General features: G+C 58.2%; 18 protein-coding genes and 2 pseudogenes. 14 read left to right on the top strand and 6 right to left on the bottom strand.

The features are described 5' to 3' along the window. Positions 1-129 precede the first annotated feature (129 nt). The 7 genes from KUF59_RS44420 to KUF59_RS32635 all read left to right on the top strand — a co-directional run bounded on the left by KUF59_RS44420 (position 130) and on the right by KUF59_RS32635 (position 6,607). Positions 130-624, top strand: coding sequence for a thioesterase family protein (locus KUF59_RS44420; protein ID WP_408918044.1), 495 nt, complete (start codon positions 130-132; stop codon positions 622-624). Beyond that, a complete protein-coding gene (locus tag KUF59_RS32660; protein WP_258767456.1) occupies positions 519-1,280 on the top strand; it encodes an alpha/beta fold hydrolase in 762 nt (253 codons plus the stop codon). The genes KUF59_RS44420 and KUF59_RS32660 overlap by 106 nt, the downstream gene beginning before the upstream one ends. A gap of 811 nt (positions 1,281-2,091) precedes the next feature. Continuing rightward, positions 2,092-2,664, top strand: a complete 573-nt coding sequence (locus tag KUF59_RS32655; RefSeq protein ID WP_258767455.1) for a carboxymuconolactone decarboxylase family protein — start codon at positions 2,092-2,094, stop codon at positions 2,662-2,664. A 9-nt stretch (positions 2,665-2,673) separates the two neighbouring features. Beyond that, positions 2,674-3,777 carry an acyl-CoA dehydrogenase family protein gene (locus KUF59_RS32650; RefSeq protein WP_258767454.1) on the top strand — a complete coding sequence of 368 codons (1,104 nt, stop codon included), beginning with the start codon at positions 2,674-2,676 and terminating at the stop codon, positions 3,775-3,777. Continuing rightward, positions 3,774-4,544, top strand: coding sequence for an ABC transporter ATP-binding protein (locus KUF59_RS32645; protein WP_258767453.1), 771 nt, complete (start codon positions 3,774-3,776; stop codon positions 4,542-4,544). The genes KUF59_RS32650 and KUF59_RS32645 overlap by 4 nt, the downstream gene beginning before the upstream one ends. 15 nt (positions 4,545-4,559) lie before the next feature. Next, complete coding sequence (locus KUF59_RS32640; RefSeq protein ID WP_258767452.1) at positions 4,560-5,747, top strand: ABC transporter substrate-binding protein; 1,188 nt, start codon at positions 4,560-4,562, stop codon at positions 5,745-5,747. Between the two features lie 32 nt (positions 5,748-5,779). Next, a complete protein-coding gene (locus tag KUF59_RS32635; RefSeq protein WP_258767451.1) occupies positions 5,780-6,607 on the top strand; it encodes an ABC transporter permease in 828 nt (275 codons plus the stop codon). A gap of 528 nt (positions 6,608-7,135) precedes the next feature. Here KUF59_RS32635 and KUF59_RS32630 read toward each other — a convergent pair. From KUF59_RS32630 to KUF59_RS32620, 3 genes and pseudogenes are all read right to left on the bottom strand, one after another. Continuing rightward, a pseudogene (locus KUF59_RS32630) lies at positions 7,136-7,797 on the bottom strand (SDR family NAD(P)-dependent oxidoreductase). A gap of 70 nt (positions 7,798-7,867) precedes the next feature. Continuing rightward, positions 7,868-8,089 carry a hypothetical protein gene (locus KUF59_RS32625; protein WP_258767450.1) on the bottom strand — a complete coding sequence of 74 codons (222 nt, stop codon included), beginning with the start codon at positions 8,087-8,089 and terminating at the stop codon, positions 7,868-7,870. 320 nt (positions 8,090-8,409) lie between these two features. Further along, positions 8,410-8,679 carry a hypothetical protein gene (locus KUF59_RS32620; protein ID WP_258767449.1) on the bottom strand — a complete coding sequence of 90 codons (270 nt, stop codon included), beginning with the start codon at positions 8,677-8,679 and terminating at the stop codon, positions 8,410-8,412. A gap of 192 nt (positions 8,680-8,871) precedes the next feature. On the opposite strand from KUF59_RS32620, the gene KUF59_RS32615 reads away from it, so the two are divergent. The 3 genes from KUF59_RS32615 to KUF59_RS32605 all read left to right on the top strand — a co-directional run bounded on the left by KUF59_RS32615 (position 8,872) and on the right by KUF59_RS32605 (position 12,333). Then, complete coding sequence (locus KUF59_RS32615; protein WP_258767448.1) at positions 8,872-9,864, top strand: catalase family peroxidase; 993 nt, start codon at positions 8,872-8,874, stop codon at positions 9,862-9,864. A gap of 1,019 nt (positions 9,865-10,883) precedes the next feature. Then, on the top strand, positions 10,884-11,714 hold the full coding sequence (locus tag KUF59_RS32610; RefSeq protein ID WP_258767447.1) for a helix-turn-helix domain-containing protein: 831 nt from the start codon (positions 10,884-10,886) through the stop codon (positions 11,712-11,714). A gap of 154 nt (positions 11,715-11,868) precedes the next feature. After that, positions 11,869-12,333 (top strand): nuclear transport factor 2 family protein, encoded by a 465-nt coding sequence (locus KUF59_RS32605; protein ID WP_258767446.1) that lies wholly within the window; start codon positions 11,869-11,871, stop codon positions 12,331-12,333. A gap of 381 nt (positions 12,334-12,714) precedes the next feature. On the opposite strand, the gene hemA is transcribed toward KUF59_RS32605, so the two are convergent. Both hemA and KUF59_RS32595 read right to left on the bottom strand, forming a co-directional pair. Continuing rightward, on the bottom strand, positions 12,715-13,938 hold the full coding sequence (gene hemA, locus KUF59_RS32600) for a 5-aminolevulinate synthase (RefSeq protein WP_258767445.1): 1,224 nt from the start codon (positions 13,936-13,938) through the stop codon (positions 12,715-12,717). A 66-nt stretch (positions 13,939-14,004) separates the two neighbouring features. Beyond that, entirely contained in the window at positions 14,005-14,439 is a 435-nt protein-coding gene (locus tag KUF59_RS32595; protein WP_258767444.1) for a DUF983 domain-containing protein, read from the bottom strand. 81 nt (positions 14,440-14,520) lie between these two features. On the opposite strand from KUF59_RS32595, the gene KUF59_RS32590 reads away from it, so the two are divergent. Continuing rightward, a complete protein-coding gene (locus tag KUF59_RS32590; protein ID WP_258767443.1) occupies positions 14,521-15,900 on the top strand; it encodes an aminotransferase-like domain-containing protein in 1,380 nt (459 codons plus the stop codon). Positions 15,901-15,953: 53 nt separating this feature from the next. Here the strand turns inward: KUF59_RS32590 and KUF59_RS32585 are convergent, their stop codons facing one another. After that, the gene (locus KUF59_RS32585) at positions 15,954-16,220 is read right to left on the bottom strand and encodes a hypothetical protein (RefSeq protein WP_258767442.1); all 267 of its coding nucleotides are present in this window, start codon (positions 16,218-16,220) and stop codon (positions 15,954-15,956) included. A gap of 49 nt (positions 16,221-16,269) precedes the next feature. Between KUF59_RS32585 and KUF59_RS32580 the strand changes: the two genes are divergently transcribed. The 3 genes and pseudogenes from KUF59_RS32580 to KUF59_RS32575 all read left to right on the top strand — a co-directional run bounded on the left by KUF59_RS32580 (position 16,270) and on the right by KUF59_RS32575 (position 18,401). Then, entirely contained in the window at positions 16,270-16,491 is a 222-nt protein-coding gene (locus KUF59_RS32580) for a Rossmann-fold NAD(P)-binding domain-containing protein (RefSeq protein ID WP_258767441.1), read from the top strand. Between the two features lie 120 nt (positions 16,492-16,611). After that, the gene (locus KUF59_RS44415) at positions 16,612-16,947 is read left to right on the top strand and encodes a twin-arginine translocation signal domain-containing protein (protein WP_408918043.1); all 336 of its coding nucleotides are present in this window, start codon (positions 16,612-16,614) and stop codon (positions 16,945-16,947) included. A 328-nt stretch (positions 16,948-17,275) separates the two neighbouring features. Then, positions 17,276-18,401: pseudogene (locus KUF59_RS32575) on the top strand (hypothetical protein). Positions 18,402-18,944 lie beyond the last annotated feature (543 nt).

Here is an 18,944-nt window from a genome sequence, read left to right as displayed (position 1 = left end):
TGCCACTCCACGGTTTTCCTTGCGCGCACGCGGGACGCCAGACATGGAGGATGACTAAATGCGCCAGATACCACTGGGAACAAAAGGAACGTTCACGCTGCGCGTACTGCCGGAGCATCTCGCCAATCGGTGTTGTCGCAGGTGTTGGCCACCCCAGTGATGATCCTGATCATGGAGAATGCCGCCCTCAACGCCATAAGGCCTTTCCTCGATATTGGTGAGAGCGCTGTCGGTACCGCGATAAATGCACGGCATCTTGCCGCGACGCCCGTAGGTTATGATGCTCGTGCCGAAGCCGAGGTGATCAAGGTCGACGGAACGCGAATTGAATTCAAGGTGTCGGCGAGCGACGAGATGGAAGAGATCGGCAACGGAACACATGAGAGAACGGTGATCAATCTTCACTCGTTCAACGGTCGCCTTGCTAGGAAAAGCAAGCGTCAACAGCGCGACCTGGACAGTGTGAGGGCCCCAATAATTTCCTGCCCTGGGCCTCAGCCGCGGACGGTACAAAGAAGATGTTCTTCGTGTGGAATGACCGGCGAATCCATTTTGTGGACGAGGGCTCCGGCCCTGCACTTGTGTTTCTTCATGGCCTCGGCGGCAACGCCGACAACTGGCTGAACCAACGTCGCTTTTTCGCGCGCACGCGTCGAGTGTTGAGTCTCGATTTTCCCGGCCACGGTCAGTCCGAAGGCCGCGACGTGGGCTTTCGTAGTTACTGGCACGTCATCGAAGGGCTGCTCGAACATGTTGGCCTATCTTCTACTGTGATTTGTGGCCTTTCGAAAGGTGCGCGCGCTGGCCTCGCGCTCGCCGCCAGGCGGCCGATGCGCGTCGATCGCATCATTGTCGTCAGTGCGTTCATGCATCTGGCGCCTGACGACGAGGCGAAGCGGTTAGCGCTCTACGATATCCTGGCGCAGAAAGATGGCGCGAGGTCGTGGGCCAACCAGTTGCTCGACAGTATGGGTGTTGCCAACCGGCCAGCGATCGTCCGCGGATTCCTGAAGTCCCTCGATGCAATCGATCCGGAGCATATACAGTCGATCTTTCGGGAGCTGATCACCTACGACCAGCGTCCCGAACTAAAGGATGTCTCCTGTCCGGCGCTTCTGGTCCGTGGAGAAGAGGACGGGTTCGTCCCGTCCTATTGCATTGAAGAACTTCATCACGGTCTAACGAACAGTCAAGTAGTGCGGCTGCCGGCCTGCGGCCATCTTCCCTACCTGGAAGATCCCACAGGATTCAATATCCTCGTTTCTGATTTCGTCGCTTGATCGAAGGTCCGACGGTCGCATGCAGGTACACCGTAGACCGCCGTCGGCTAAGGATGCCGTCGACTTTATTCTTCCGCCACCTTCAACTCGTCACCGCATACGGCATCGTGTTTTTTTAGAATTGTGCGACTCCTGCGAAATACGCGATCGATTGGATCCGGTAGAAGGAGGCGTGTCTGATGAAAGAGATTGTGACGTTTCTAATTCGGCGCTCGCGCCGTCCCGAGGCCCTTCCCATGGGCGTTTCCTCCCTGGACTTGCCCGATGGCTCAAAAGCTATCGGGCATTTTTCCTGAGAATGCGGCGGAACCGGAGGTCGAACCGGCAGCCGCAGGAAAACCGTACGGCGTGAGGCCCGGGCGGTTTCCTTCGTTTTAGCGCGAGAAAGCGCTGCGGTTCTTAGCCGGGTTGAAACAGATGCCAAACGATCTGAGCCGTAACGCATCTATGCGCGTTGGTTCGACGAGGAGGGATTGCGGTACAACGGGGAGACTTAACTGCGGCAACAACATACAGCGGTCGGCCCAATGCGGCACGGTTGCACGCAGCCCCGAGCGCGCCGGCGCGATCGCCTTCACTATTGTAGGGATAGCCTCCATGCAATTGCAGCGATCATCACCTTCACGCGCGAGCTACAACAAAACATTATCCCAAATGCTACGCGCACCAGCGAAGAATTCACTTCTTTTCCCCGTTGGCAGCCCAACGCTGATGAAAGTTCGCGAGACTCGCACTAACTTAATGACGTCAACCGATGATGCGGATGCCATCTTGGCGTATCCCCGATCACTCAGGTTTCCGGAGCTACAACATGTCCCGACTTCCCCTTCGCACCCTAGACGACGCACCTGACGGCGCAAAGAATGGTCTTGAACTCTCGCAGAAGGCCAATGGCTTTCTGCCGAACCTCGTGCGGCTCCTTGCCAATGCTCCCATCGCTCTCGAAGCCTATCAGACATTGTCTGGAATCAATGCGCGCAGCGGACTGAGGCTCGCCGAGCGCGAGGCCGTTCAAATTACGGCGGCCGCCACGCATGGCTGTGGATTCTGCGTGGCGGGCCACACGATCGTGGCTTACGAGCGCGCTGGCCTGTCTGAAGACGTGGTCAATGCGCTGAGGAACAACGATCACGTTCCGAACGAGCGGCTGAACGCTATCGCGGAGTTTACGCGCGCTGTGATTCGCGGCCGGGGCAACGTCAACGACAACGAATTGAAAGCGTTCCGGGAGGCCGGATTTACCGATGCAAACGCGCTGGAAGTCGTGCTTGGTGTCAGCCTCGCCACGCTGTGCAATTTCGCCAACAATCTCGGCCGCTCCGAATTAAACCCGGAATACCTGCCGTATGCCTGGACCAATCCGACCGCGGCTGCAGCAGAGTAATCCGGTCAAATGCGAAAACTCAAAGTGGTAATACTCCCGACCAGCTTGAGGACGTGGCTCGACGCTACGGCACAAAACATCGACACGACGTCAGATAACGCAGCGGCGTTGTTGCCGAAGCTCGCCGAAGCCGGTCTTTTCCGGCTCGGCGTGCCCGCTGTGCTTGGCGGTCACGGCGGTCATGTGAACGATGCTATTGCAGGGGTCGCAGCCGTTTCTGAGCACTCGCTTGCGGCGGGCTTCGTATTTTGGGGCCAGCGCACGTTCATCGAATATCTGTTGCAGAGTCCCAACGAGGCTCTGCGTGACAGACTGTTGCCCGATGTTCTAGCAGGGCGTCGCGCCGGCGCGACCGGCCTTTCAAACGCGATGAAGTTTCTCGCAGGCATCGAGGGACTTCAGATCAAGTCGACTAAGACCGACGGGTCGCTGCGCGTGGATGGCGAGCTTCCATGGGTCACTAACCTTCGTGCGTCTGGATTCGATGTGGCAGCAGCCATTCAGGCCGACGGCAACAACCCCGCGTTCGTCGCCAGCCTGTCATCGGAGGACATCGGTCTTGAGCGATCTGGCGATCTAGACCTTATGGCCATGCGCGCGACCAGTACTGCTGCGGTCAAGATCAATAACGTGCGGATCGGCGTTGACCGCATCCTTCACCACAATGCCAGCGAATGGCTTCCGAAGGTGCGTCCGGCCTTTCTAGGCTTGCAATGCGCGATGGCGATTGGCCTTGCGCACCGCTCCATTGCCGAAACCACTAGCAGGCTGAAGAAAGGCCGCGATATTCTCCGCGAGCCGTCTGAGGCGCTCACGAATGCTCTCGTGGAAGCCGAGACTCAGTTACAAGAGGGGCTGTGCAGCAAGTCGTTCGAACGGTCACCGGAGAAGCTGTTCGAGCTACGCATTGGCTTCGCCGCGATGGCGGCGAAAGCTGTGCAGATTGAACTCTCGGCTACCGGCGGCAGGGCGTATCTCACTCAGCCGGGTGAGGGCTTTCAACGACGGCTGCGTGAAGTCGCCTTCATTCCGATCATCACGCCGAGCCTGGTCCAACTCAAAAGCGCTCTAGACGCGCGGCAACAGCCACAACTCATCAGCGAGATCGCATGACCGCGAAGCCGGTGCTCGAAGCGAGCAATATTGGCCTTCGCTATCCGGGCGAGAGCCATGGTGTGCTTCAAAGCTTCGATTTCGTGCTTGGGGCCGGGGAGACTATCAGCATTCTCGGCTCGAGTGGTGTCGGCAAGTCGAGCCTGCTGCGCGTGCTGGCGGGGTTGCAGCAACCGACCGATGGAATCGTGCGTATGAATGGCGTGCCGCTGCACGGCATGAACCCGCGTGTGTCCATCGCATTCCAGGACCCGAGCCTCTTGCCGTGGTTGTCGCTCGAGAGGAACGTCGCCTTTGGTCTCAGCTTCAAGCGTCAGCCGCATCTGTCGCGCGAGGAAAGCCGCGCACGTGTGGATGCGGCGATTAATGCGGTAGGCTTGTCGCATGCACGTCGGCTTTTTCCGGATCAGTTGTCGGGCGGCATGGCGCAGCGAACGGCGCTGGCGCGGTGCCTCGCCCGAAAACCCGAAATTCTTCTGCTCGATGAGCCGTTTGGCGCACTTGACGAAGTAACGCGCAGTGAAATGCAGCATTTGCTGTTGAAGATCGTGCACGATTCCCGAACGGCGGCTGTCCTGATCACCCACGATATCGACGAAGCTCTCCTTGTCTCCGATCGCCTTCTTCTGCTGGGCGGCGCTCCGGCCCACCAGATCGGCGAGTGGACGATCGACCTGGCGAAGCCAAGGGAAGACTACGTTGCCGAACTTGGAGCAATCCGGGTCGAAATACTGACGACGCTACGAAACGCGGCTCGCCGCAACTGATCGAGGCGCTAATCCATGTCCATCGATGCCGTTTCCCGCCGCGAGATAATGAAACTCGCTGCCCTGTTTACCGCGTCCGGCGCCCTCCCGCTGCTCCGCAGCTATGAGGCGCGCGCGCAGGAAACCGATGCGCCGGTGCGGATTGGCTATCTCCCTATTACGGATGCCACGCCGCTGCTGGTCGCTCATGGCAGAGGATACTTCGAAGCCGAGGGTCTTAGCGCCGAAAAGCCGGTGATGCTGCGGAGCTGGGCGCAGGTGCTGGAAGCCTTCATCTCGGGGCAGGTCAATGTCGTTCATTTGCTTTCACCGATGACTGTGTGGGCGCGCTTCGGCAGCAAGGCGGCCGCGAAGGTTGTCGCGTGGAATCATACCTGTGGCTCCGGCCTCAGCGTCGGTCCTCAGATCAACAGCGTCAAGGAACTTGGCGGCAAGACCGTCGCAATTCCATTCTGGTATTCGATCCATAACGTCGTGTTGCAAATCTTGCTGCGCGAGAACGGCTTGACCGCAGTGTCTAAACGGACCGGCGATCCGGCAGCGAAAGAAGTCAATCTTATTGTGATGGCGCCTGCCGATATGGTGCCGGCCCTCGCCACCGGCCAGATCGCCGGTTACATCGTTGCGGAACCTTTCAACGCCACGGCCGAAACACTCGGAATCGGAAAAATTCTGCGCTTTACCGGCGATGTTTGGAAGGATCACGCCTGCTGCGTCGTCTTCATGCACGAGCGTGATCTGCAGCAGCGTCCCGAATGGTCGCAAAAGGTGATCAGTGCCATGGTCAAAGCGCAGCTCTGGACCCGCGAAAACCGCCTCGAGACCGCTTCCCTGCTGTCCAAAGAGAATGTCAATAGATACACCCCGCACACCGTCGCTGTGCTCGAGAAAGTGCTAGCCCCGCCGGAGGCCGACCACGCCGCATACTTGAAATCCGGTGCGATCCGCAACGCTTCTTGGCGCGAACGGCGTATCGATTTCCAACCCTATCCCTATCCAAGTTACACTGAAGAATTGGTCCGACGTTTGAAGGATACGCTTATCGAAGGAAACGGGACGTTCCTCGACGCCCTCGACCCTGCCACAGCGGCACGAGAACTGGTCGACGATAGGTTCGTGAAGGCCGCGGTGACAGCCGCGGGCGGAATGGCTGCATTCGGCCTGCCGGAATCGTTTACGCGCACGGAGGTCATCGTCGCATGACTGCCAGGTGGCCATCTGATGGGCTTCCTGCCGTGGGCAAATCCACATCTCCCGTCCGACAAAGTCAGGCGAGGAAAGCGGCGGCCGGGCAGATTGTCCATGGGCGGGCCTCGCTCACCAAAACCGTGCTGGGCACCAGCGGGCTCGCAGTTTTATTGATTCTGTGGTGGGTCGGCACCGATGTTATCGCCACGCCGCTCAGTTTCGTCGGTCACTTCTCCCCTACAAGCGCGTTCGCGACTCTGGCACAACTCGTCACGCAGTCCGATCTGCCAGTCCACATTTTGGTCAGTCTGCGCCGCGTGGCGGTTGGATTGGGCCTGGCGCTTCTGATAGGAGTGCCACTTGGCCTTGCCGTGGGCAGCTACAGCCACCTGAACGCTGCCACATCTCCGGCATTCCAATTCCTGCGCATGATCTCGCCATTGTCGTGGATGCCAATCGCGGTGATGGTGTTCGGAGTCGGTGACCGACCGATCTATTTCCTGCTCACCTTCGCAGCTATATGGCCGATCCTTCTGAACACCGCTGAGGGCGTGAAAAATCTTGAGCCGAACTGGCTCCGCCTTGCCTCCAGCCTGTCCGCGACGCGCTGGGAAACGCTGCGCCATATCATTGTCCCCGGCGTGCTCGGTCACGTTCTCACCGGGCTGCGGCTGGCGATCGGCATCGTCTGGATCGTTTTGGTACCCTGCGAAATGCTCGGCGTATCCGCCGGGCTTGGATATTTCATCCTCGATACGCGCGATCGTCTCGCCTATTCCGAACTGACGGCGACAGTACTGATTATTGGCTTGCTCGGCTTCCTGCTCGATGCCGGTGCACGCGAGTTATATCGTATGTCCGGTCGCGATCGTTAGCGCCAGTGGCTGTGTGTGAAATTGACAAAAGATTTGTAATCCAGGCCCGTATGGCCTGTGAGGACGCCCAAGACTCGGTTTGCTTTCGTCACCGCCGCTGCATCATCGCATCATCGACGATGCCGACATCTTCCTTACGGTGCAAAGGCAGCGCAGTTTCACCGATAATTGGCTGGCGCCCTCCGTGCACGCGGGACTCATCTACCGCAGGCGGCGCCTCGGACGTAGAGATGCGCCGTAGCGCGTGATCGGCTGCTGCTCGACGCGAAGGAGCCCGATGCTCAGCTAAGAAAGGTGGAACGCACACGTCGCGACGCGAGACGAACTCCTCCGTCATCGCGTCACGTGGCACACCGGGTAGCGGTCCGGTCACCGATCGGGAACAGGAGTGACTGATCAGTTGTATCGAGCGTTCATCTTGTCGGAATGTTTAGTGGCTGCCAAACTGGACCAGGCCTTCGATGAAGGCATCGATCGTGGGGGCGTAGTTCTTTTGCATTCATCGTTTGCTTGTTGGTTGGGAGAGTATCACGTCAGGGCCATCCCGCCGTCGACGCGAATATTGGTGCCGGTAACAAAGCTGCTGGCGTCGGACGTCAGGAACAGCGCGGCGCGCGCCAGTTCTTCGGGGCGGCCGAGTCGGCCGGTGGAATGGCCTCAGCCAGTTTCACCTCGAACGAGGGTCTTGCCTCTTCTGTAATACCCAGCTTGGCGAGGATAGGCGTGTCGATCGGCCCGGGGCTCAACACATTGACTCTGATGCCGCGCTCCTCGAATTCAAGCGCCCAACTTCTTGCAAATGCCTCGATCGCTGCCTTGCTACCGGCATAGACGGCATGGCCTTCAAGGACCTTATCGCTTGCGATAGAGCTAGTCAGGATGATCGATCCGCCGTTACGGAGCAGCGGCGCGACCTTCTGCACACCGAAGAATACGCCACGCGTATTGGTCGCGAACTGGGCGGCGAATTCCTCAATGCCGACGCGACGCGAAGGTGTGAGGACGATCATTCCCGCATTGACAAAATAGATGTCCAGTCGGCCAAAACGCTGCCGAACCTCCGTAACAATCTGATCATGATGCGTGAGGTCCGAGACGTCGCCCCGGATCGCAAAGACCGCATTGCCAATGTCTGCAACTGCCGCATCGACAAGGAGTTCGTCTAAGCGACAGTCAACGCCGGCGAGCAGAACGTCATCCGGCCTCGCGCTGCGGCAACTTCCAGTCCGGCCATAAGAAGAGGCAGGTATACGCGTTCCATTACGACGATACGAATAACGTCAGACGCTGCTGGATGCAGCGGCCCTGTGCCGCTGCCTCGCTGTGCTTGCAGAGCCTATCGGCGATCCCGTGGCCGTAGAGCGGCGCATCGAATTGGTCTTCAAATTCGCGACTGAGGGTCGCTGGCATGATTGCGCTGATCGATTCCAAAGTATCGGCGACACCATGGTGCAATGGATTTGTCTTCAGATCGGGTGTCATCTGTGCCTCGTGTACTACCCACGCGAGACCCGCAGGAGGCGAAAATGTGCAGCAGTCCCCAGTATCTTCGGGATGGCGCAGCGAAGCGCTGCGCCATCTGTGACGGAAAGTTTGGTCTCGTCCGCTACTACTCCTGGCGAACCGCCCTCTGTTCACGGAAGTGCGCTGATCGCTTCAAGGCCCGCCGGGAGGCTGACCGCAGATGGTTAGGCCGGTTTCAAGCCGCCTGACAACGGTTGCAGCGAGAGTCACTTGGTGTTGCAGCGAGAGCCGCTTGCCGTGATCGACAGGCGTGAGCAAGTGATGGATACGCGCGGGCATTATAGTCGTCGGAACTGCTCAGCCTGTTGATCGATCGCACACATGGCAACGAAAGAGTGACGGCGGTGGCGAAAGAGCTCGATCAAAAGATCTACGATCCTCTGATCAAAGCGGCAAAGTGAACGCCATTCGGATTCGTTGTGCAATTCCTGGATGCCGGGCGGCTCGCGGGCCTGGGCCGCTGTTGCCGCGTCGTACAAGGCCTTCTCGTAGCTGTCGAGCGGGCACACCGAATTGCTCTCGAATTCGCGACTGACGGTCGCCGGCATAATTGCGCCGATCGATCCCAAAGTGTCGGCGACACCATGGTGGAATAGATTCGTTTTCAGCTTGGTGTCATCTGTGTCTCATCCGCAGCAGAAATACGTGATAGCCAAACGGTGGCGCGAGCGGAAAGCAAATACCCAATATCACACGCGAAAGTCATGTTAACCCAACTTGTTACCAAAAGGAGTGCAGGCATGTCGATAGATGTCAAGCAAGCGAGCCCGCGCGTGTTGGGGGCTCTGGCAGCCGGCTCTCTCGCCTCAATCCAACCGACTACATTTCGCGCTGAGGATGGCGCGCAATTGGTCGATGACTTCCATGCAGCCTTCGGAAAACACCGTGCAAGAGCAAATCACGCAAAAGGTGTGATATTGGAAGGCAGTTTTGTTCCGACGGATGACGCAAGCGCTCTTAGCAAAGCCGCTGTGTTCGCCGGCCCCCCCGTTCCGGTGACGATCAGATTCTCCGACTTCGGCGGTATTCCGGATATCCCCGACAATATTGGCGAGGCCAATCCACGCGGTCTTGCCATTAAATTCCGGTCCGGTAGCGATGCGGACCTAGATGTCGTCACCCACAGTTTCAATGGGTTTCCGACGGCGACAGCGGATGGGCTTGGGATGCTACTCCGTGCGATCGGCTCAAGCGGGCCCGGAGTAGCAAAGCCCACGGCGCTCGACAAGTTTCTGGAGAGTCACCCTATCGCCAAGAAATTCCTTACGACACAGAACCCACCGCCAGTGAGTTATGCCACCACGGCCTACTTCGGAGTAAATTCGGTTGCTTTCATCGACGCAAAAAGCGAACGGCACTTCTTAAGATATCGCTTTGTCCCGGAGGCCGGCGAGCACTACCTCGACGAGGCGACTCGTAACTCAAAGGGTCCGAATTACCTGAGCGAGGAAATTGCCAAACGCATCGCTACGACGCCGATCCGATTTGATTGGTTTGCTCAACTGGCTGAATCCGGCGATAAGGTCGAAGATCCGTCGATTGCATGGCCCGAAACCCGAACCTTGGTGAAGCTTGGAACGATCAGAGTGGAGCGTATAGCTCCCGATCAGACGACGGCAGACAGGAGCCTGTTGTTCATGCCGGGGGCTTTCCCGAACGGCATCGAAGCTGCCGATCCAATGTTCGCCGTTCGCAACGCTGCGTATTCGGTCTCTTTTGGCGAGCGCCAGTGACGTAAACCAAACATCTTCATGGAATTCGGGAAATCCCACCGGCCGGCGAACTTTAAGCGAAGGCGCACCAGCGAGACTTGGAGGGATCGGAAGACCAGCCAGTCGGAGAGCTAGATAATTTCCTCATCTGCTTACTTGAGCGGAAGAGAAATGAAGCAAATTTGCATGATAGCGGTGCTGTTTGATTGCGTTGCCTATCCAGGCCTCCAGAGGAAAAAGCCCGCAGTCGTATAAAGTTGCTAGTCATCGATCTGGTTGGGAAGACCCAGTCCAATGTCATCGTGAGGAAGTAGGAGGAGCGGTAAATGTTCAAAGCGATCAATGCAGGTTCGCGGCAATTTCGCGGTCCTCCTGGGTTTCCGCCGGAGGCTGAGCCGACGAGGCACTTAGATATTGTCTGGACCCGCTCCATGCAATTTGACGATTTAGCTTTGATTGTACGTCTGCAGGACGCTTATTGTATGGATAGGTCAAAAGCGTCTCGGGAACTTTCTCATGACGCCCAACGCGAAAGGCTCCGCGCGTTCGAAACGACGTGGGTTAACCGCCAAACGTTCTTACAAAGCGAGGCACATACTTTTGCAGCGCCGCAACTACGACGCGGCCTAGGACGAACATCTAGAAAATCCGACGCGACGAGTACGATAGCGGAGAGGCCCCTACATTACATTAGCTCGTGCTCGCTCCTCGTTACATAGGCGGATAGGATGCGTTTCCAGACATTTAGGACAAAACCGAAGATCCGGTACGGTGCTGCCCATCGCTCCTTGCGGACTGTTGGCGCCGGATATGACACAGATCATCGGGACCTCTATGAGGAGCGAACTTGGCGCTGCCTTGTAGTCGACGGACCGCCGCAAACCGACGCCGACATCTTGATATCGCGGTGGGTAGATCCCAGGAGTTTCCGCCGTTGCGAAAAAGCGGTCTCGCCGTCCGACCGGTACATTATTGGTGTTGCGCTGAAGACAACGCGACTCAAGTTCACGAGGGGCCCACATACTATATTTGACGGTATCATGCGCGCAGGAACGTTGCATGTCACTGGCCCATCCCAGTTATTGAGCGCGGAGTTTTATGCGCCGTGCGACTTCATTCACTTCCACGTATCGAGCGATTACCTCCGCCAGCGCCAAGATGCTGAAGGGGTCGGACTAACTCAGCCGAGTTCAGATCTGAACGACCTTATTATTCGTGACCCATTGGCGGAATTGCTGGGCCGGACGCTAGTCGAGAGCAGCAACACAAGGGACGGGCTCTATGCAGAGAGCGTGGGCCAAACTCTTGTGATGCATATCGCAAGGATGGAATTGTCGCAGCCGACGGCTAGTGCTCTACCCAAGTGGCGACTGAAGCGCGTGCAGGAGTACGTTAACGCGCACCTTGATGAAGCCTTGAGTCTGGCGGATTTAGCCGCGGTGGCCGGTTTGTCGCGGATGTACTTCGCTGGACAGTTTCGAGCTGCGACGGGATATCGTCCCCACGATTATCTGCTTTACCAGCGTATCGAAAGTGCGAAGTCGATGCTGTCGAGCACGGATATGCCGCTGGCAGAGGTGGCGCTTAGCGTCGGCTTCCAAGCTCAGGCGCACTTCTCGACCGTCTTCAAGCGTTTTACGGGCCAAAGCCCAGCGCGCTGGCGGCGTGCTATCAGGAGCGAACGCCAATTCCCCGACGCGTTTGTGTACTCCCGAGAAGATTCGGACAGCTCTATCCAGGATGGTGTGGCGAACCAGTTTCGTCCTGGCGTGTGCGCGGCTCCTGAGATTGGAGTTATCGAAGCTACCACCGAGGGTCATACGCACACGCGCGCCGCGGTAAAGGCCACTCAACTTTCGTCCCAGCCGTGACATTGGACCAAGTCGCGACACATCGAAAACTCCTTACCATCTCGCGCGCGTGCGCAGGAGATTGCAAAAGGCCATCGTAGAGAAGATGCGCTCCTCTTCTTTCAAGCGCGGCATACCCCACAAATGGCACCTACTTCAAGCTGGAGGAAAGCATATGTTTCGTCCGCCTTTACCACCGTTTACCGAGCAGACTGCGATCGAGAAGGTCCGCCTCGCCGAGGATGGCTGGAATACCCGCGATCCCGCCAAAGTCGCCCTTGCCTACACCCCCGACAGCCAATGGCGAAATCGGGCTGAGTTCCTCTCCGGCCGCGCAGCCATAGAGGCCTTTCTCGCCCGCAAGTGGACGCGGGAGCTTGATTACCGGCTGATCAAAGAATTGTGGGCCTTTACCTCCAATCGCATCGCCGTCCGCTTCGCCTACGAATACCGCGACGACAGCGCGCAGTGGTTTCGCGCTTATGGCAACGAGAATTGGGAATTCGAGGCCGATGGCTTGATGCGCCGGCGCATCGCAAGCACCAACGAACATCCCATTGCCGGGGCGGACCGCAAGTTTCACTGGCCTTTGGGGCGCAGACCAGACAACCACCCGAAGCTCAGCGATTTGGGATTCTGATGAGGGCGTTCCAATCGGGCAGGGCGGGGATAGCGGAGTTCAACAGCAAACCGATCTCGCCCGGGTCGAAACACTGTTGTACGAAGCCTGTGTAGTCGCTGAGCCCTCCGAACAATGCCGTCCAAACTATCTTGGGCACTACATGGTCGGGCGACCAGAATAGGCGTCGTCGCTCGTCCATTCCTTGAACACGGCAACCTGGTGGCTCCATTCACCGTCAAAGAGTCCAACATGAGCGATCTGCCAGAGCGCGTCATTGGCCGCCCACGGCGGTCTACCAGCGGAGGGCGTTGCCGTCCGGTCAGTCGTTGGGCCTACAGATCGCGACTCCGTCGATCAGACGATTGGTCGTGATGGCATGGCGGCTTCCGTTCGAAGTCCTCAAGCTGCAATCTTCGACCACGACCAGCCCAATTGCTCGCCCACATCGATCAGCGCTCCGACGAGACGGCTGATATGCCGTTCGGTGTGAAACGGACCTGGGGTCAGCCGAAGTCGCTCCTGACCGCGCGGAACCGTTGGAAAGTTGATCGGCTGAATGTAGATCGAATGCCGTTCCAGCAACTCGTCGCTGATGCGGCGGCACAGATGAGCGTCGCCGATCATGATCGGCAGGATGTGGCTGTCGCTGAGCGGAACGGGAAGTCCCGCCGCGCCGAGCATGGACTTCAGTTGTGCGATGTTGCGCTGTTGCGCCTCGCGCTCGGTGGAGCTGTACCTCAGATGGCGGATCGCCGCCTGCGCGCCGGCCGCGAGGTGGGGGCCGATGGAAGTGGTGAAGATGAAACTGTCCGCAAAACTTCGGATGACATCGACCAGATTACCGGGCGCGGCTATATATCCGCCCATCACGCCGAATGCTTTGGCAAGTGTGCCCTCAATGATGGTTATGCGATCGGCAACGCCGTCGCGCTCGGCGATCCCGCCGCCATGCGGACCGTAAAGGCCGACGCCGTGGACCTCGTCCAGATAGGTGAGGGCGTTATGTTTATCGGCGACATCGCAGATCGCGGCAATCGGAGCCACGTCGCCATCCATGCTGTAGACGCTCTCGAAAGCCACGAGCTTCGGCCGGTCCCGATCATAGCGCGCCATCCGCTCGTCGAGATAGGCGACGTCGTTATGCGGAAAGATGACCCGCTCAGCGCCGGAGCGACGGATTCCCTCGATCATCGAATTGTGGTTGAGCGCATCCGAGAAGATGACACAGTCTGGGAGGACCTTGCCGATCACGCCGAGCGTTGCGAGATTCGATATCCAGCCCGACGTGAAAACCAACGCCGCTGCCTTGCCATGCAGCTCCGCGAGCTCCTTCTCCAGCAGGACATGCGCGTGGTGATGGCCGGAGATATTGCGGGTTCCGCCCGTTCCGCCGCCGGTTTGGGCGATAGTCCGTTGCATGGCGGCGAGCACGTCAGGATGCTGACCCATGCCAAGGTAGTCATTGCTGCACCACACGGTGACGATTCTTTCCGTGCCGTCGGGCCGCCGCCAGATCGCTGTGGGCAACGCTCCGACTTGCCTTTCGAGGTCGATGAAGGTTCGGTACCTGCCATCTCGCTTGAGATCATACAGCAAGGAATCGAACTTTGAGCTGTAGTCCATGGCAGAGCGCTCTCTTCTCACTTGCGTATAGTCTGATTGCAATCGGGCAATGCATCGCGGCCCAATCTACGCCGGCGCGGATGTTCCCGAAGTTGTGATAGCGAGTTGCTCCAGCCTGCGCCTCTTGGCCGCTTCGAAACCATGCATGCCCGTCTGCCACTGCAGGCCGACGATTGCACCCTTCGTGGGCTGCAGAAGACCAAGCGTACTCACGACAATCAGTGGTAGCCAGATCAGAAAGTGTAGCCAGTACGGTGGCGAGTAGGCAGTCTCGACCGCCAGAACGACCGGAACGATGACGTGGCCAACCACGAGGATGACGAGATAGGCCGGAAAGTCGTCGGCGCGGTGGTGATGAAAATCCTCGCCACATTCTTCGCAGTGATCAGCAACCTTTAGATACTTGCCGAATAGATGGCCTTTCCCGCAGTTCGGGCACCTGCAACGAAAGCCGCGCCATATGGCCTGGTAAAGCGAAGTCGTTTCTACAAGGCAGGCCATCGCGAAATTCCTTGACGGTGTGGATTTCCCGTACAATAACGCCTCGGTTGCATACAAACAAAACAAAAGGGACCATATTGCATGGATTGGCTCCCTACATTGTCCGAGGGATCGGGTCCGGTTTACAGGCGGATTGTCGACGCCCTCTCGAACGATATTGCGAGCGGGCGGCTGAGGCGCGGCCAACAACTGCCGACCCATCGCGCGCTGGCGCAGGCCCTGAGAATTGATCTTACGACCGTGACCCGCGCGTACGGAGAGGCGCGCCGCCGCGGCTTGCTCGATGCGCGAGTGGGGCAGGGCACCTTCGTTTCCGAGACGACAACGCGTGCGACCGTCGATATTCCCCATCCGGTCAAGATTGATCTTTCCATGAACGTGCCGCCCCAGCCGATCGAGGCCAATCTCGACACTCGCATTGCACAAGGGTTTGCTTCGATTCAGAAGGAGGCAGGCTTTTCTGCCTTCCTCAACTATCAACGGCCGGGAGGTGGTGAGGAGGATCGCGATACAGCCGCCAATTGGCTTCGAGTACGGATTCCGAAAGCGCAAACCGATCGGCTCGCTATTTATCCGGGCAGCCAGGCGGCGATATTCAATGTGCTCCTGTCCCTCACTTCGCCGGGGGATGTGGTGCTAACAGAAGCGCTGACTTACCCCGGCATCAAGGCCGCTGCGGGAAAGCTGGGCGTGCGTCTCGTCGGCGTGCCAATGGACGAACAGGGTATTCTACCGGACGCGCTTGGCAGCGCATGCAGGCAACATAAGCCGAAAGCCGTCTATCTTGTTCCCACCATGCACAATCCCACGACCGTGACGCTGAGCCCATCTCGCCGAAAAGCGATTGCCGAGATTATTCGCAAGGCCGGAGCGATTCTAATCGAAGACGACGCATATGGCTCACTCGACCCCTCCGTTTCGCCGATCGCCAACTTAATCCCTGAGCGGACGTATCTCGCGGTGAGCCTGTCGAAGTGCATCGCGCCTGCGCTGCGTCTCTCATTCTTGCTCGCGCCAGATGTTGCGGCCGATCAGATACTCCGGAATAATCTTCAGGCTACCACTCAGATGGCACCGCCGCTAATGGTAGCCCTCGTGATGCATTGGCTTCGTTCCGGCGTCGCCGATCAGATCGTTACTGCGATCCGTAACGAAGCAATCGGACGCCAGCAACTGGCCGCAAAGCTATTAAAGGGGCAGTCGTTCGCTGCTTATCCCAAGGGACATCACCTCTGGCTGTCCTTGCCGCGCCACTGGAACAGAGGGGATTTCGTCGCGCACGTCCTGCGCGAGGGGTTAACCGTGGTAGCAAGCGAGGCTTTCGCTGTGGATCAGGTTGCCGCTCCTCACGCGGTGCGTGTTTCTCTCGGGGCGGCCCGCAATCGCACTGAACTTAGCACTGCACTGCATCTCCTGGCGGCAGCGCTAAAGAGTTCCACTGCAGCAATGCAGGTTGTCTAAGGCCTATGACCTCTGATTTTCTCCAAGCAGGTCATTCCCGGGGGATGTAGAGGTCATCTGGCGAACGAACATGACAACCGCTCGTGACTGTAAACCGACGCATCGATGACAATCTGATCGGTCACGAATTGCTGCCTCGCCATGGCGGCGCTGTAGATCTCCCTGCCGCCAACCTTCGTAGGGTACTTTAGAGCGCCAAGCGCGATGCCGACCTCTCCCGCGGTATCGGGGGCGAACGCGAAGATCGTTGACGGACGTGCCCGCGCTTTCCTGAACAGGGTCTGGCGATCCCTCCGTAGCATTGGCAATTCCGAACGCAAGAATATCTCCTACAGCGGCGCAGGCGTCTTGTCGGCGATCGATGAATCGATGACCGACACCATGGTGTTATGGACGCTCTCGCCTCGAACACCACCTGACAAAGAAGCAGTGCCTCGCTGCGCCAACGGTGCACAAGTGATTGTCACCCGGCGCAGACAAGAAGCTCTGGATGTGGCTGTTGCAGACATCGGCAATGCGGCCTTTTCGATCCGTGGCGATGTCACGAACTTAACGCATCATGATCAGGTTATCGCGGAAAGAACTCAATAAGCCCCAATAGGAGCACATACTATGACAGCGACGAAAGCGACAGGTCCGCTCGCAGTCCCTTAAGCCGCGTTCAAGATCATTCCGGGGAAAGAAGCCGGTTTTCTTGCCTATCAGGCCTCGGTGGTGCCGCTGGCCGCGGCACAGCCCGGGTTTCGGGCTGCCTACAGCGGCCCAGTTTGGGACACGACATGGATATACTTCGGTCGCCGCACGTTCCTCAAGCGCTCCGGTGTCGCCGCCGGCGCGCTGGCAGCGCTCGGCAATTTGCCGCTCGGCGGCTTACGCAAAGCGGAGGCTGGTCCGCCACCTCCGGCGGGTGCGACAGTTAATCGCCACGCGCTGGATACCGCCGGAAAGATCGAGCGACCAGGAAACCGCATTAGGATTAGCTGCGTTCACCCGCCGGTGTCGTGTGGGGCATCGGCATGGCGCTGCACGGTGACTGGCGCCTCCTAGAGACGCCCCCGAAATCTGACCGCCGTTGTTCTCGGGATTCCGGCGGCTTCTCATTCCGCCCCTCAACTCGCCATCGGATATGACATTCGTGTACTTTCAAAATTGTGCGAGTCTCGTTGAAATACGCGACTGACGGCTTCCAGTAAAAGGAGGCGTGTTTGATGAAAGAGCTTGTTGCTTCTAATTCGGCGCTCGCGCCGTCCCGAGGCCCACCCGTGGGCGTTTCCTCCCTAGACTTGCCCGATGGCTGAAAAGTCATCGGGCTTCTTCCTTAGAATGGGACCGGTCAAAACTGCGGGGAATCGGCTGTCACTCTTGGGGCAATCCAATGTTTTGCTATCGCCGAGCATTTGCAGTAGCCGCGCTGTCACTTGCCACTCTGGCTCCAGCCAGCTTCGCCAGCGCTGCCGACCTGCCGGTCAAGGCCAAGGCGATCGCCAATCTCCCATTCTTCCTGTTGGTCGATAACCGGGTCACTTTTTCCTACATCTTCCAGGGGACAGGGCCGGGGCATTGGTCGCGCAACCCCAATGGCAGCATCAACGGCAAGACCGGAAAGCAGCTTCACTCGTTCACGCATTTCGATGCTTGGGCCTACGGCACCAACTTTTTCTCCATCTCGATGTACAAGTCGGGCCATAACGATCCGGCCGCGCCTTGCACCAGTCCGAGGGCAATCACCGATCCTCTTGGCACGCCTCCCTTTGCCACGGTAAACGCCAACTGTCCCGGCGCAACCGAGGTTTACGGCCTGTTCCGTTCGACTTTCGGATGGAATCAGATCTTCAATACCAAGGCCTTCACCGTGGGGCCGCTGCATGACATTTCGTTCGAAGTCGGCATGGACGCAAACTACGAGAACGACTACAACGCGGCTGCCAAACGCGTCGTCGTCGCCGGCCTGCAGTTCGCCTTCGACCTGCCTTACAACGGTTTATTCAACGTCGCGCCGTTGATGTACTACGAATTCTCCAACCATAGCGGCTTCCTGCAATGCGGTGCCGGATGGAATCTTCCGGCTCCGACCGTTCCAGGGGTGAACTGCAGCCCCGACGGCAACAAAAGTTACAAGCCAACTTGGGCGGTTGAAATTAACTACAATATGGACCTGGGCTTCCTGCCCGAGAAAATGCAGTACTCTCGATCAGCGGTCGTGCGGGCTTTTATGGGCCGAAGGGCAACCAGCACGCACCTCTCGGAATCGCGTCGGGTGGAACTGGTACCAAGGTGGAAATAAACAGCGAGCCGATTCGTCTGACCTTCGATGCCAGTAAGGCGTTCGCCGGCCCAAATATTCGCACCTGGTCGATGTCTGGGTTGCGTATCGCTATTGGCAGAACAAGTACGGTCTCGACGCCAATGCAAGTCCGACTTGCTTTACTAACATCTCGGGCCAAAGCAACAAGAGCTGCACCGAGTCCTCGCTCTTCTCCGGTGTCACTGTGAAGTTCTAACGGTCCGACCGTCTCCAGGTGAAAGCGACGGCGCCGCGATGAACCTCGCGGCGCCGTCTTACTTTGTGCAGCGGCGAGCTACGTGCGGATCGCCGCCGCCCTTCAACTTTATTCGGTGAGTTTAATTGAGTCGATGAGCTAGGAAGTTGGTGATGCGCGTCTCCTCATGGCGCCTTTCGGATCTAGTGCGATGCCTGACCTGAGCCGTATCCGCCACATCGGACATAGCCCGACCGCCGCGACCAAATATGGCGCGAGAAATCGCAGCGCTCAGCCGGGCAGCAGCGGTCGTAACGCTTCATAGTCGGAAGGCGAGGCAAGGGATGACAAACGTCAAGTTCCCTATACGCGCCGACGTGGCGAAATCGTCTATCGTTGACAACCGTGCGTTTCAGAAAGATCGACCGTCTTTGAAGGATGCCACCGCTCTTAACTGTCATTGTGCACCCAGCACCAGTCGGTTTTTGAGAGAGGACATCCAATGAAATCCAGATTTGTTCGGACTATGCCAGTGGTCGCCGTGTGTCTTATCGGGAGCGTGAG

It is taken from the genome of Bradyrhizobium arachidis, from assembly GCF_024758505.1.
In the GTDB taxonomy this organism is placed as follows: Bacteria; Pseudomonadota; Alphaproteobacteria; order Rhizobiales; family Xanthobacteraceae; genus Bradyrhizobium; species Bradyrhizobium manausense_C.
The sequence above is the reverse complement of the archived record's forward strand: the minus strand, read 5'-3'. Positions and strand labels throughout refer to the sequence as shown.

Excerpts from the sequence above, each read along its gene's own strand:
- KUF59_RS32610 (WP_258767447.1), top strand. The coding sequence starts at position 10,884 with ATGCGCGCAGGAACGTTGCATGTCACTGGCCCATCCCAGTTATTGAGC.
- hemA (WP_258767445.1), bottom strand. The coding sequence starts at position 13,938 with ATGGACTACAGCTCAAAGTTCGATTCCTTGCTGTATGATCTCAAGCGA.
- KUF59_RS32580 (WP_258767441.1), top strand. The coding sequence starts at position 16,270 with ATGACCGACACCATGGTGTTATGGACGCTCTCGCCTCGAACACCACCT.
- KUF59_RS32595 (WP_258767444.1), bottom strand. The coding sequence starts at position 14,439 with ATGGCCTGCCTTGTAGAAACGACTTCGCTTTACCAGGCCATATGGCGC.
- KUF59_RS32640 (WP_258767452.1), top strand. The coding sequence starts at position 4,560 with ATGTCCATCGATGCCGTTTCCCGCCGCGAGATAATGAAACTCGCTGCC.
- KUF59_RS32655 (WP_258767455.1), top strand. The coding sequence starts at position 2,092 with ATGTCCCGACTTCCCCTTCGCACCCTAGACGACGCACCTGACGGCGCA.
- KUF59_RS32620 (WP_258767449.1), bottom strand. The coding sequence starts at position 8,679 with ATGCCGGCGACCGTCAGTCGCGAATTCGAGAGCAATTCGGTGTGCCCG.
- KUF59_RS32660 (WP_258767456.1), top strand. The coding sequence starts at position 519 with ATGTTCTTCGTGTGGAATGACCGGCGAATCCATTTTGTGGACGAGGGC.
- KUF59_RS32625 (WP_258767450.1), bottom strand. The coding sequence starts at position 8,089 with ATGACACCCGATCTGAAGACAAATCCATTGCACCATGGTGTCGCCGAT.
- KUF59_RS32650 (WP_258767454.1), top strand. The coding sequence starts at position 2,674 with ATGCGAAAACTCAAAGTGGTAATACTCCCGACCAGCTTGAGGACGTGG.
- KUF59_RS32615 (WP_258767448.1), top strand. The coding sequence starts at position 8,872 with ATGTCGATAGATGTCAAGCAAGCGAGCCCGCGCGTGTTGGGGGCTCTG.
- KUF59_RS32605 (WP_258767446.1), top strand. The coding sequence starts at position 11,869 with ATGTTTCGTCCGCCTTTACCACCGTTTACCGAGCAGACTGCGATCGAG.
- KUF59_RS32645 (WP_258767453.1), top strand. The coding sequence starts at position 3,774 with ATGACCGCGAAGCCGGTGCTCGAAGCGAGCAATATTGGCCTTCGCTAT.
- KUF59_RS32590 (WP_258767443.1), top strand. The coding sequence starts at position 14,521 with ATGGATTGGCTCCCTACATTGTCCGAGGGATCGGGTCCGGTTTACAGG.